The organism is Embleya sp. NPDC050154, from assembly GCF_044460165.1.
In the GTDB taxonomy this organism is placed as follows: domain Bacteria; phylum Actinomycetota; class Actinomycetes; order Streptomycetales; family Streptomycetaceae; genus Embleya.
This window is the reverse complement of sequence record NZ_JBITJP010000035.1, coordinates 1-13,295: the sequence shown is the minus strand read 5'-3', so window position 1 is coordinate 13,295 and position 13,295 is coordinate 1. Positions and strand designations below refer to the sequence as shown.

Here is a 13,295-nt window from a genome sequence, read left to right as displayed (position 1 = left end):
GCCATGATTCCGCTGTCATTCGCCCAGCGCCGCATGTGGATTCTGCACCAGATGGAGGGCGGGTCGGAGAACTGGAACATGCCGGCGGCCTTCCGGCTGACCGGACCCCTGGACCATGCCGCCCTCGCCGCGGCGATCCGCGACGTGGTCGAGCGGCACGAGATCCTGCGCACCATCTACGTGACGGACGACGACGGTGAGCTCGGGCAACGGATCCTCCCGACCGCCGCGGCCTCGCCGCAGGTGTCGGTGGTCGAGGTGGCGGCGGAGGACATGGCCGGCGCGATCGAGGAGGCGATCGCGTACCGCTTCGACCTGACCGCCGAACTTCCGCTTCAGGTACGCCTGTTCCGCTGCGCGCCGGAGGAACACGTGCTGGTCCTGGTGCTTCACCACATCGCCTCGGACGGCAGCTCGGGCGCGCCGCTGGCCCGGGACCTGGCCACGGCCTACACAGCCCGCCGCGACGGCGAGGCGCCGCGCTGGGAGCCGTTGCCCGTGCAGTACAAGGACTACACGATGTGGCAGCGGGAGGTACTCGGCGACGTCACGGACCCGAACAGTCTCGCCGCGACACAGGTCGAGTACTGGCGCAGGGAACTGGCCGGAGTGCCACAGCCGTTGAACCTGCCGCTGGACCGCCCGCGACCCGCGGAGACGAGTGGGCGCGGCGCCATGGTCGACCTCGTGGTGGAGCCGGAGGTGGCGAAGGGGCTGCAGAAGCTGGCCGACGAGCGCGGGACGAGCATGTCGATGGTCCTGCACGCCGCGTTGGCGGTGCTGCTGCGCAAGCTCGGCGGCGGGGACGACGTGACGATCGGCAGCTCGATCGCCGGACGGACCGACGAAGCGCTGGCCGATCTGATCGGGTTCTTCGTCAACACCCAGGTACTGCGGGTGGACCTCTCCGGCGACCCGTCGTTCATCGACCTGCTCGCGCAGGTGCGGGACAAGGCGCTGACCGCCTACGAGCACCAGGACGTGCCGTTCGACATGGTGGTCGAGGCGATCAACCCCGAACGCTCCGCGGCCTACCAGCCGCTGTTCCAGGTGATGCTCGGCCTACAGAACTACGAGCGGCCCGACCTGGAACTGGCCGGGCTCACCCTGGAGGCCGAGCAGGCCCTCCCGTCGACCTCCAAGGTCGACCTGTTCTTCAACGTGATCGCGGACGAATCGGGGGCGCTGCGGGGCAACATCCTGTACGCGACCGACCTGTTCGAGCGGGAGACGGTCGAGGCCATCGCCGCCCGGTTCGTGCGTGTCCTGGAGCAGGCGGTCGCCGATCCGGGCATGTGCGTCGGGGATGTCGACGTACTGAGTGCGGGCGAGCGGCAGCGGCTGGTGACGGAGGTCAACGACACTGCCGAACCGACCCTGGAGCACGGCCTGATCGCGGCGGTGCGCAGGCAGGTGGAGGCGACCCCGGAGGCACTCGCGATCATCGGCGAAGAGGAGTCGCTCAGCTACCGGGAGATGGACGCGCGATCCGACAGGCTGGCGCACTGGCTGGTCGAGCGCGGTGTGCGGGCGGAGTCGCGGGTCGCCGTCCTCCTGCCCCGGACGGTGAATCTGGTGGTGGCGCTGCTGGCGGTGCTCAAGTCCGGTGGCGCCTACGTGCCGATCGATCCGGATCACCCGCGTTCCCGGATCGACTTCATCCTCGAGCACGCGGACCCGCTGCTGGTGCTCGACGCCGACGCGTTGGCCGGCGCGGATTGTTCGGGGTATCCGGACGCGCCACCGGAGGTGGTCGTGCGCCCGGAGAACGCCCAGTACGTGATCTACACGTCGGGGTCGACGGGCAAACCGAAGGGGGTGGCGATCCCGCGCGGCGCGGTGGCGAACTACCTGGCCACGACCCAGCGGCGGTTCCCGTTGTCGGCCGCGGACCGGATGTTGTTCAGCACGACGGTGGCGTTCGACATGGCGAACACCGAGTTGTACCTCCCGTTCATCGCGGGCGCGACCATGGTGATGGCGGGGAAGGACACCGTCACCGATCCGTCGGCCGTGCTGGCGATGCTGCGCCGGCACGAGGTCACCGCGGTGCAGGCCACGCCCGCGTTCTGGCAGATGTTGTTGATGCACGAGCCGACCGCCGCGAAGGGCCTGCGGATCATCATCGGCGCGGAAGCCGTGCCGCTGCGCCTGGCCGAGACCCTGGCGGCCCAGGCCGCCGAGGTGTTCAACATGTACGGCCCGACCGAGACGGTGACGTGGTGCACCGAGGCGCGCCTGAAGGTGGGGGACGGTGTGCCGATCGGACTGCCGGTCGGGAACACCCAGGTGTACGTGCTCGATTCGCGGCTGCATCCGGTGCCGCCCGGGGTGCGGGGTGAGCTGTACATCGCCGGTGCCGGAATGGCCCGCGGGTACCAGGGTCGGCCCGAGCTGACCTCGGAGCGGTTCGTGGCGTGCCCGTTCGGCCCGGCCGGCGCGAGGATGTACCGGACCGGGGACGTGGTGCGCTGGGACGGCAACGGTCTGCTGGACTACATCGAGCGCACCGATTTCCAGGTGAAGATCCGGGGCTTCCGGATCGAGCTGGGCGAGATCGAACATGTGCTGACCGGACATCCGGGCGTGGCCCAGGCGGCGGCCGTGGTGCGGGAGAACCAGGACGGCGACAAGCGCATCGTGGGTTATGTGATGCCCGAGCCGGCCGAGGCCGACGACGGCGTGCAGGCGCTGCTCGCCGAGCTGCCCGAGTACTTGCGGGGGCGCCTCCCGGAGTACATGGTGCCCGCCACGGTGATTCCGCTCTCGGAGATCCCGCTGACCCCGAACGGGAAACTCGACCGCGAGGCATTGCCGGCCGAGGATGCGAACACCGAGGTCGGTCGCGAGCCGCGCAACGCCCACGAAGAGGAACTGTGCTCCCTCTTCGCCGAGTTGCTCGGCATCGAGAAGGTCGGGATCGACGACGACTTCTTCGCGCTCGGCGGGCACTCGCTCCTGGCCACCCGGCTCAGCGACCGCATCCGCAGTCGATTCGACGTCGACATGCCGCTCAGGACGATCCTCAAGTACCCCACGGTGGCCGAGTTGGCCTCGCTGGTGGTGATCGGCGGCATACCCGTGGACAACCCCGACCCGTTCGCGGTGGTGCTGCCGTTGAACAACGATCCCGGCACGGGCAAGCCGCCGCTGTGGTTCTTCCACGGGGGCGGCGGGCTGGGCTGGGCGTTCTTCGGTTTCGTGCCGTACGTGCGGGACCGGGCGGCCTACGCCCTGCAGTCCCGCGGTTCCGACGGCGTGGACACGCCGGTGGGGTCCGTGGAGGAGATGGTCGACGACTACATCGCCGAGATGCTGAAGATCCAGCCCGAAGGGCCCTTCCACCTCGTCGGCTGGTCCTACGGCGGCACACTCGTGCAAGCCGTCGCGGAGGGGCTCGACCGGCGTGGGCACCGAGTCGCTCTCACGGCCATCCTGGACTCCCAACCGGGAGGGCACGGGTTCACCGAGATCCACGCCGGCAAAACCCTCTCCGACTACCGGGCGGAACTCGAGGAATACTTCGGCCAATACATCGGCACCGACAATCTGCAATCCGCCCTGGACACCATGTCGAAGGTGCTGGCCAACAACACGAACCTGATGATGGATTTCCAATCGCCGGTCTACCGCGGCGATGTGCTGTTCTTCAGCGCGACGGATCAGGAAGGTTCGTACGCGCACCTGTGGCGGCCGTACGTCCTCGGTTCCATCGAGGTGCACGACGTGCACGCCTCGCACCACGAAATGAATATGCCCGCACCCGTGGCCGAAGCCATGGAGGTCATCGTCCGCAAGCTGGCGGAATGACCGGACAACGATTTCCCGGAACCGATTCGCCGAACCATCGAATGCATGATTGGGGTTGGTCGGGGTGAAAGAACCCGGCATGTCCGCGGACAACGGGGACCGGACCGCGCTGCTGTGCGTGCCGTTCGCGGGAGCGGGACCGTCGTTCTTCCACCCGTGGCGGGCGCCGGCCGCGGACCGGTGGCGCGTGCTCTCGGTCGAACTGCCCGGCAGGGAGCGACGGATCCTGGAGACGCCGTACCGGAACGTCGTCGAGGCGGCCGAGAACGAGATCGAGGGCATCGTCGCGGACCTCGGCGAAGGGGCGCGGGTGGTGCTGTTCGGGCACAGCCTGGGCGCGGTGCTCGCGTACGAGCTGGTGCATCTGCTGAGCAAGCGCGACGTGCACGTCGAGCGGCTGGTCGTCAGCGGTTCGCCGGGCCCGTGGACACAGCGGGAGCGGCGGGCGACCGGGCTCCCCGACGAGGAATTCCTGGCCCGGGTGGAGGAGTTCGCGGGGTTCAGGCACGAGGCCCTCGACCACCCGGAGATGCGTGAACTGATCCTGCCGGTGCTGCAGGCCGACTGCGAGATGCACGAGAACTACGTCCCGAGCGTCGACGAGCCCGTGTCGGTGCCGATCTGCTCGCTGCGAGGCGACTCCGACGGCCTGGTCACCGCCGAAGAGGCCCGCCAGTGGCGGGACGCCACCACGGGCGCGTTCAGCTATGTGGAGTTCCCGGGCGACCACATGTACCTGGTCGATCTCGGCCGCGAGGTGCTGGAGGTGATAGCGGCGGAATCCGCCCGCGATCACCGGGTCGTTTCCGTCGGATCCGCGAAGGACACCTCGACGTCGCGGCGAAACGGAGACGCGTGATGCCGATCGGCCGGGACGCCGTGGCCGTCACCGACCAGCCACCGCTGCTGAGCTTCGAAGGCGTGCAGGACGCTCGGCGGCGAATCGCCGGCCGCGTGACGCGGACGCCCGTCGTCCGCAGCGAGGAACTGGAGCGGCCGACCGGGGCCCGGCTCTGGCTGAAGGCGGAGAACCTCCAGCGTGGAGGCTCCTTCAAGATACGCGGCGCGCTCCTGGCCATGGATCGCTTGACGGGAGCCGGCAGCGTCGGCGTGGTCGCGCAGTCCACCGGCAACCACGCCATAGCCGTGGCCCTGGCCGCCGCCCGATGCCGACTGCCGGCCGTGCTGGTACTGCCCACCGACGCCGCGCCGACCAAGGTGCGGCGCATTCGTGAGACCGGCGCCGAGGTGCTCCTGGCCGGCACCACCCTGGCCGAGCGGATCGCGGTGGTCGAGGAACTCGGGCACACCCGCGGCTACGACGAGATCGACCCCTACCAGAACCCGGACGTGGTGGTCGGCCAGGGAACCGCCACCGCGGAACTGATCCACCAGGTGGCCGCGGCCGACGGCCGCCTGGACGCGGTGGTGGTGCCCGTCGGAGGCGGCAGCGCGGTGGCCGGCGCCTGCCTGGCCACCGCCGGCCGAGGCATCGACGTCTACGGTGCCGAGCCCGGCGCCGTACCGGCCCTGACCGAGGCGTTGCGCGCCGGGGGACCGGTCACCGTGGACGCGAAGCCCACGATCGCCGACGGACTGCGCCCCGACCGGATCGGCCGACTGCCCTACGACCTGGTCCACGACACGGTCGCCGGGGTCTTCACGATCGAGGAGAGCGCCATCGCCGAGGCGATGCGCCTGGTGCTTCTGCGTGCCCGACTGCTGATCGAGCCCGCCGCCGCCACGGCCGTGGCCGGGGCCCTGCGTCTCGCCGCCGACGGGCGCGCCCGAGACATCGGAGTACTGGTCTCGGGCGGCAACGTCGAGCCACGCCTGGTGGCGTCCCTGCTGGACGAGCAGGCCGCCCGTTCGGCCGACCGGGCCTCCTGAAGCCGCCGCCGACAGGCGGGGCCGCACAGCGAAATCGGCAGACTCACGGAAGGGTTGGGCATGACGGGATCGGCGAAATTCACAGGGGAGTGGATCCAACGCTTCCATCCCCGCGACGACAGCGAGTTCCGAGTCGTCTGCTTTCCGCACGCCGGGGGTTCGGCGAGCTACTACTACACACTCTCGAAAGCCCTCTCGCCGGAACTGGACGTGCTCGCCATCCAATACCCCGGACGGCAGGACCGGCGTGCCGAGGGCTGCGTGGACAGCGTGGCCGAACTCGCCGACCTCACCTACGCGGCGCTGCGCCGCTGCGAGGACGGTCGGCCCACCGTCTTCTTCGGCCACAGCATGGGCTCGACCCTTGCCTTCGAGGTGGCCCGCCGCCTCCAGGAGGACACCGGTGCTCCGCCCGCCTGGCTGTTCGCCTCCGGCTACCCCGCCCCCTCGCGACTGCGCGGCGGAACGGTCCACCGTCGTGACGACGCCGGCATCCTCGAGGAACTGCGCTCCGTCGGGGGCACCGACCCCGTCTGGTTGGAGAACAAACACATGATGGCCTCGATCCTGTACGCCGTCCGCGGCGACTACGCGGCCATCGAGACCCACCCCCGGGTCGTCGATGTCCGGCTCGACTGTCCCATCACGATGTCGGTCGGCACCGACGACCCGCACACCACGATCGCCGAGGCCGAAGCCTGGCGGGAGCACACCACCGGCGAGTTCGCCCTGCACGTCTTCCAGGGCGGCCACTTCTACCTCGACGAGCACAGCCGGGAGGTCACCGACCTCATCTCCGGCACCGTCCGGGGCCTCTCCGCCACGGCCCGGGAGACGGCCCGCTAGGCGCCTTCTTCCTGCGCCATCCGCTCCGACTGTATGCGTGACACCCCGATTCCCGCCATCGGCGCGACATCGTGAATTTCCGGACGGATTACGGCACCGCTCCGGCCGGAGGACGGATCGAGGCGCCGGTGTCGGATTCGATACCCGGGTGATTCGTGCCGACTTCACGGCGGGTCGGGGATCGGTGCCACGTGGCATGTCCCGTCGGCGGGACAAGAGGTGTCCGGAGCAGGGTCCGTACCGACGTCTCTTGCCCTGGCTTTCCCGGCCAAATACGTTGGCCGCACGATGACCCCGGTGCGCGGTCGAAAACTCGCACCGATGAAACCGCGGCGTGATCCGACCGCCGAACACCACCGGCACGGCGTGCGCGGAAGACATTCGCAAGACATTCGCCCGGCTGTTCAAGAGAATTCGTCTCGCCGGGCCGACAGGGAAAAGGGACCCCCGGCGGCCGCGAAGGCGGTGACGGTCCGATGGATGGTGCCGGTAATGGCATGGGTGGGCACTCCGGTTCGGCGGAGAAAGGAAAGGCTGGCAATGGAATCGTCGCCGCAGGTCCATCGGCGAGGTGGGCAGGACGAGGCATCGGACGGGCAAGCCGCGCCTTCGAGCGCACCGGAGTCACTCGTGCGGGAGATCTCCGCGTTGTGGAGCGAATATCTCGACGGTCGCGAAGTCGCGGCGGATGACGACTTCTTCGCGATCGGCGGCAATTCGCTCATCGGGATCAAGATCATCGACCGGGTGTCCGAGGACTACGGCGTCGCACTGTCCGTGCGCGAGTTCTACCTGGCGCAGACCCCTTCCCGGGTCGCCGCGCTGATCGAGCGGGGGAGGGGAGGGACGTGAGGCTGACGCCGGGTGCAGCACGCGACGTCGACCTCGACCGGGTCGACCTGTTCGACCTGGACCTGTACACCTCGGGCGATCCGCACCCGATCTGGGACGTGATGCGGGCCAAGGCCCCCCTGCACCACCAAGTCCTGCCGGACGGGCGCGAGTTCTGGTCGGTGACCCGCTACGACGATGTCTGCCGCGTGCTCGGCGACCACCGGGAGTTCACCTCGGAGCGCGGCACGGTGGTCACCCACCTCGGGGTGGACGACGTCGCGGCAGGCAAACTGCTGACCTCCACCGACCCGCCCCGACACACCCAGGTCCGCAGGGCGATCGGTGCCAAGCTCACCGCGCGCGCGGTGGCGCCCTGGGAGGACCGGATCCGGCAGTCGGTCGCGCGTTTCCTCGAACCCGCGCTCGACGGCGACACCTGGGACCTGGCCGAACAGGCGCTGCGCCTCCCGGCGATCGTCACGGGGCCGCTCCTCGGCATCCCGGAGCGGGACTGGGACGAGCTCGTGCAGCTCACCGCGATGGTGACGGCGCCCTCGGATCCGCACTTCAAGCACGGCAGCGAAGCCGCGACCCTGGCCATCTCCCACCACGAACTGGTCACCTACGTCACGGACCGGGTCAAACGGCGGCGATCCACCGGGGGTGAGGACGGGAGCCTGCTCGACCACCTCATGAGCGTGCGGGCGGGGGGCGCGCCGCTGACCGACGAAGAGATCGCCCTCGACGGCTACAGCATCCTCCTGGGCGCCAACGTGACGACGCCGCACACCGTCTCGGGCACGGTGCTCGCGCTGATCGAGCGGCCCGAACAGTTCGACAAGGTCCGGGCCGACCCGTCGCTGGTACCGAACCTGGTCGAGGAAGGGCTGCGCTGGACCTCGGCCGCCTGTAATTTCATGCGGTACGCGGTGCGCGACACCCGGATCGGCGAGGGCACGATCCCGGCCGGTGGGGCAACCGTCGCGTGGATCGGGTCGGCCAACCGGGACGAGACCCGGTTCACCGACCCACACACCTTCGACGTGACGCGGAACGCGAGCCGTCAGGTCGCGTTCGGCTTCGGCCCGCACTACTGCATCGGTGGACCGCTGGCCCGGATGACCCTGCGGATCTTCTTCGAGGAACTGTTCCGACGGTTCGGATCGATCGAACTCGGCGGTGAACCGCAGCACTTGCGCTCGTACTTCATCGCCGGGATGACCCACCTCCCCATCGTCGCCCAGAAACGAACGACGCCATGACCTCCGGTTCCGCCGCCCCGTCGCCGTGGTTCGTCCGACCGCAGACCGGCGACCACCGCGCCCGGATCTTCTGCTTCCCCTACTCCGGGTCCGGAGCCTCGGCCTTCAGCGCCTGGCCGGCCGCCATCGACGACGTCGAGGTCTGCCCGGTGCAGTTCCCCGGCCGGGAGAATCGGTTGGCCGAACCCCACTACGACACCTACGAGAACCTCGCCGCCGACCTGACCGAATCCCTGGTGCCGCGGCTCGACCGGCCGTTTGCGTTCTTCGGGCACTGCGCGGGCGCGCTGCCCGCGTTCGAGACCGTGATCCGGCTCGCCGAACGCTGCCTGCCGGGGCCGGAGTGCCTGTTCGTGTCGGGCCAGCCGGCACCGCACGACGCCTCGAACGACCGGATGCTCACCATGAGCGAGACCCGATTGCGCGCCGAGTTGGAGTCGGTCGTGCGCGGCCGGGGGATCGAGCCGCGGCCGGACATGGTCGACCTGGGCATGGCCGTGCTGTTGCGCGACCTCGCCGCGGCGCGCGAGTACCGGCGGGTGGAGCCGGTCGTGCTGCACTGTCCCATCGTCGTACTGCACTGGCGGGACGACCCCGACGTCAGCCTCGACCAACTCGAGGGATGGCGGGCGTACTCGGACTCGGTCGACATCCGGGTCGTCGACGGCGGCCACCACGACTTCATGCACGCGCCGGACGCATTGCTGAAGCTGTTGGCCTCCCGGCGGTGACCACAGCGCAACCCGTGAGAGCCGTACGTCGAGGGAACCGGAAGGGGGTTCGCATGTGTGCCACGGCCACCGACAGCACCGACATCGCGATGTCGTGCGATGCCCCCGGCGCGCACGACCCGGATGAATTCCGGTCCCTGTCGGCAACCGCGACCTCGGATTCGTTCCTCGACGCCCGCGACGGGTTGGCCCGCTCCGGCGACGACGGTGCGGGAGTCCCCGCCGTCGTCGCCCTCGAACCCGGGGCGGCCGCTGCACCCAGCAGCCGCCCCGCAACCGGCTCGTCCGCCGCCCGCGGCGCAACGACCGGAGTCGTCCGGCCGCGCGGCACACCGCGCGGCCCCGCCCCTCGGTGGGCCCACCGAACCCGATGGGTCCACCGGGGCGGACACCGGGACATCCCGGGGGCCGCGGTCGTCGATGCCGACGGGGAGCACCCGGAGCCGACGCGGGCCGCGGTGCGGAACCCGGTCCGCGCCGCACGGACGGAACACACCCGTCCGCCCCGCCGGCCGCGAACCGCCCGCCGCGGGCCCTCCCCGGACACCACTTGACCACCAGTGAGGAATGGCATGTCTGTTGACGACACCCGCAGCGCGGCAGGACTTGCCGGGGACCCCGTGGCCGTGGTCGGGATGTCCTGCAGCCTCCCCGGTGCCCGTGACCCCGAGTCCTACTGGAAGCTGCTCACCCAGGGGCGGGTGCCGGCCCCGAAGCCCGGCTCCACCGCCGGCGCCGGCAGACGGCTCCGCACCCTGGTCCGCAAGGCACTGGCGACCGCCGGCATCGCGCCGGAAGACCTCCGCGGCGGCGGGGACGAACTGTTCCTCGCGGTGCCGGACACCGGCCGCACCGTCGGCCCGCGCGGACTCGCGCCGACCGTTACCACCGGCGCCGCGTCCGCGCCGCGGGCCGTACTCCTGGCCGCGCGGAGCCTGCGCGAGGGCCGGACCGACGTGGCGCTCGCGGGCGGGGTCGACGGCCCCGAAAGCACCGCCGGCGTCGTGCTGGTGCTCAAGACGCTCACCCGGGCCCGAGCCGACCGCGATCACGTACACGCGGTACTGCACGCCGACGACACCGACGCGACGGACGGACCGGACGGGGCGCCACGCGAGTCGGGCCCGGCATCCGGCATGGCGGCGCTGCTGGAGGCCGTGCTGTCGGTCCGGCACGGCCGGTCCTCGTCGAGCACGAGCGGCGCGGGCTGCCGAATCCTCGTCGAGGCCGCCGCGGAAGGGGACTTCGCCACCGGACGCCCGGGCTTTCGCACCGCCACACTGCCCCTGATCGTCTCCGGAGCGACCCAGGACGACGTACGGGAGCGGGCACGTCACCTGCTCGCGCACCGGGAGGAGAACCGGTCCGCGCCACGCGACCTCGCCCTGTCCCTCGCGGCCGCGCACGCCGACTCCGAACCCTCCGCCGTGCGCCACCGGACCGTCGCCTGGGCCGACGACGGCCGGCAACTCACCGACGAACTGACCGCGCTCGCCCACGGCGAGCGCAGCGCCACCCGGATCAGCGGCAACGCCGAGGCGCGAAACCGGGTCGTCTTCGTCTTCCCCGGTCAGGGCTCCCAGTGGATCGGCATGGCTGCCGGACTCCTCGACGACTCCGACGTGTTCCGCGATTGCATCCGGGCCGGCGCCCGGGCACTCGCCCCGCACATCGACTGGTCGCTGGAGGACGTGCTGCGCGGAACACCCGGCGCCGCGTCCCTCGACCGTGACGACGTCGTGCAACCCGCCCTGTTCGCGGTGATGGTGGCCCTCGCCGAGCTGTGGAAGTCCTTCGGGGTGCGGCCCGCGGCCGTGCTCGGACACAGCAACGGCGAGATCGCCGCCGCCGTCGTCGCAGGCGGCCTGTCCCTGGAGGACGGGGCGCGGGTCGTCTCACTGTGGAGCAAGGCCCAGGCACGACTCGCGGGCCGGGGCGCGATGATCTCCGTGGCGGCGTCGCTCGCCTCGCTGGAGCCGAAACTCGTCGAGTGGGGCGACCGACTCGCCGTCGCCGCGGTCAACGGACCGCAGGCGGTGATCCTGTCCGGCGACCGCGACGTCATCGACCGGCTGCTCGAAGAACTCCCCGCCGAGGGCATCGCGGCCAAGCGGATCCCGGTGGACCTCGCGGCCCACTCCCCGCACATCGAGGCACTGCGCGAGGAGATGCTCACCGGACTGGCGCCGATCGAGCCCCACACCGCCACCGTGCCGTTCCACTCGACCGTGACCGGCGACTTCCTCGACACCACCGCGCTGAACGCCGCCTACTGGTACGCCAACCTGCGCAACACCGTGCGCTTCGAGCGCTCCGTGCGCGCACTCGACGCGGACCACCAGGTCTTCATCGAGGTCAGCCCGCACCCGGTCATCACCATGGCGCTCCAGCAGACCCTGGACGACCTGGGGTCCGACGCAATCCTGGTGGAGTCGCTGCGCCGCAACCAACCCGGAGCACGCCGCTTCCTCGCCTCGCTCGCGCGGCTGCACACCGGCGGCGTCACCGTGGACTGGCGGCCGGCGTTCGGCCCGGACTCCGCGCTCACCGAACTGCCCGCGCGCCCGGCCCCGTCGCGAGGCGGGGTCGCGGACGAGCAGGCCGCGGCCACGGCGGGCGCGCGCGTCTCGGATGAGGTCACGGACGGTCTCCTGGAGTTGGTGCGTGCCGAGACCGCCCTGGTCGTCGGGCTCGACCCCAACGGCGGCGTCGACGGCGCGGAGTCGTTCCGGGACCTGGGCCTCGACTCCGCCCGCGCGGTGGAACTGCGCAACCGCCTCGTCGAGGCCACCGGCTTGCGGCTCCCGGTAACCCTGCTCTTCGACCACCCGACGCCGGCGGAACTCGCCCGCCACCTCGCGGCGCAACTGACCGGCACCGCCGCCGAGGCGGCGCCCGCCGAACCGGTGATCACCGCTGCCGCGCCGGACGAGCCGATCGCCATCGTTTCCATGGCCTGCCGCTTCCCCGGTGACGTGGCCTCACCGGAAGACCTGTGGCGGCTCGTCCTGGACGAGAAGGACGCCGTCTCCGGCTTCCCCGTCAACCGGGGATGGCCCCTGGACACCCTCTTCGACGACGACCCGTCCCGCGCGGGCCGCTCGTACACCCGCCAGGGCGGATTCCTGCACGACGCGGATGGGTTCGACGCCGAGTTCTTCGGTATCAGTCCGCGCGAGGCCCTCGCCATGGACCCGCAGCAGCGCCTGATTCTCGAGACCGTGTGGGAATCCCTGGAGCGGGCCGGGATCGATCCGGCCGCGCTGCGCGAGAGCAGCACGGGGGTCTACCTCGGCGCGCTCGCCCAGGACTACGGGCCGCGACTGCACGAGGCGGACGAGAAGGCCGGCGGATATCTGCTGACCGGCAACTTCATCTCGGTGCTCTCCGGCCGTGTCCCCTACACGTTCGGTCTGCGCGGCCCCGCCGTCACCGTGGACACCGCCTGCTCCTCGTCCCTGGTCGCCCTGCACCTGGCCGCGCAGGCACTGCGCGTGGGCGATTGCGAGCTGGCCGTGGCGGGCGGCGTCACGGTGATGTCCAGCCCCGGCATGTTCGTGGAGTTCAGCCGCCAACGCGGGCTCTCACAGGACGGCCGTTGCAAGGCGTTCGCCGAGGGCGCGGACGGCACGGGCTGGGCCGAAGGCGTGGGCGTACTGCTCCTGGAGCGGTTGAGCGATGCCCGTCGCAACGGCCACGAGGTACTCGCCCTCGTGCGCGGCTCGGCGATCAACCAGGACGGTGCCAGCAACGGTCTGACCGCCCCCAGCGGGCCCGCGCAGCAGCGCGTCATTCGGCGGGCCCTGGCGAATGCCGCTCTGGTGGCGGACGAGGTCGATGTGGTCGAGGCGCATGGTACGGGTACGCGGTTGGGTGATCCGATCGAGGCGCAGGCGTTGTTGGCGACCTACGGTCAGGGGCG

Annotated in this window: 8 protein-coding genes; all 8 read left to right on the top strand. The window is 70.8% G+C overall.

Going from position 1 to position 13,295, the window contains the following annotated elements; translation table 11 throughout:
- Positions 1 to 3 precede the first annotated feature (3 nt).
- Positions 4 to 3,810 carry an amino acid adenylation domain-containing protein gene (locus ACIBSV_RS44705; protein ID WP_395873254.1) on the top strand — a complete coding sequence of 1,269 codons (3,807 nt, stop codon included), beginning with the start codon at positions 4 to 6 and terminating at the stop codon, positions 3,808 to 3,810.
- A gap of 79 nt (positions 3,811 to 3,889) precedes the next feature.
- Positions 3,890 to 4,669 carry a thioesterase II family protein gene (locus ACIBSV_RS44700; protein ID WP_395873253.1) on the top strand — a complete coding sequence of 260 codons (780 nt, stop codon included), beginning with the start codon at positions 3,890 to 3,892 and terminating at the stop codon, positions 4,667 to 4,669.
- Positions 4,669 to 5,700, top strand: a complete 1,032-nt coding sequence (locus ACIBSV_RS44695) for a threonine/serine dehydratase (RefSeq protein ID WP_395873252.1) — start codon at positions 4,669 to 4,671, stop codon at positions 5,698 to 5,700. Before ACIBSV_RS44700 ends, ACIBSV_RS44695 begins: the two co-directional genes overlap by 1 nt.
- Before the next feature lie 60 nt (positions 5,701 to 5,760).
- The gene (locus ACIBSV_RS44690) at positions 5,761 to 6,546 is read left to right on the top strand and encodes a thioesterase II family protein (protein ID WP_395873251.1); all 786 of its coding nucleotides are present in this window, start codon (positions 5,761 to 5,763) and stop codon (positions 6,544 to 6,546) included.
- A 630-nt stretch (positions 6,547 to 7,176) separates the two neighbouring features.
- Complete coding sequence (locus tag ACIBSV_RS44685; protein WP_395873250.1) at positions 7,177 to 7,398, top strand: phosphopantetheine-binding protein; 222 nt, start codon at positions 7,177 to 7,179, stop codon at positions 7,396 to 7,398.
- Positions 7,395 to 8,642 (top strand): cytochrome P450, encoded by a 1,248-nt coding sequence (locus tag ACIBSV_RS44680; protein WP_395873249.1) that lies wholly within the window; start codon positions 7,395 to 7,397, stop codon positions 8,640 to 8,642. Before ACIBSV_RS44685 ends, ACIBSV_RS44680 begins: the two co-directional genes overlap by 4 nt.
- Positions 8,639 to 9,373, top strand: coding sequence for a thioesterase II family protein (locus ACIBSV_RS44675; RefSeq protein ID WP_395873248.1), 735 nt, complete (start codon positions 8,639 to 8,641; stop codon positions 9,371 to 9,373). The genes ACIBSV_RS44680 and ACIBSV_RS44675 overlap by 4 nt, the downstream gene beginning before the upstream one ends.
- A gap of 572 nt (positions 9,374 to 9,945) precedes the next feature.
- Positions 9,946 to 13,295: beta-ketoacyl synthase N-terminal-like domain-containing protein (locus ACIBSV_RS44670; RefSeq protein WP_395873247.1), on the top strand; the 3,350-nt coding region annotated here is incomplete at its 3' end.

Coding starts and splice junctions, on each gene's coding strand:
- ACIBSV_RS44695 (WP_395873252.1), top strand. CDS start 4,669: ATGCCGATCGGCCGGGACGCCGTGGCCGTCACCGACCAGCCACCGCTG.
- ACIBSV_RS44705 (WP_395873254.1), top strand. CDS start 4: ATGATTCCGCTGTCATTCGCCCAGCGCCGCATGTGGATTCTGCACCAG.
- ACIBSV_RS44700 (WP_395873253.1), top strand. CDS start 3,890: ATGTCCGCGGACAACGGGGACCGGACCGCGCTGCTGTGCGTGCCGTTC.
- ACIBSV_RS44675 (WP_395873248.1), top strand. CDS start 8,639: ATGACCTCCGGTTCCGCCGCCCCGTCGCCGTGGTTCGTCCGACCGCAG.
- ACIBSV_RS44690 (WP_395873251.1), top strand. CDS start 5,761: ATGACGGGATCGGCGAAATTCACAGGGGAGTGGATCCAACGCTTCCAT.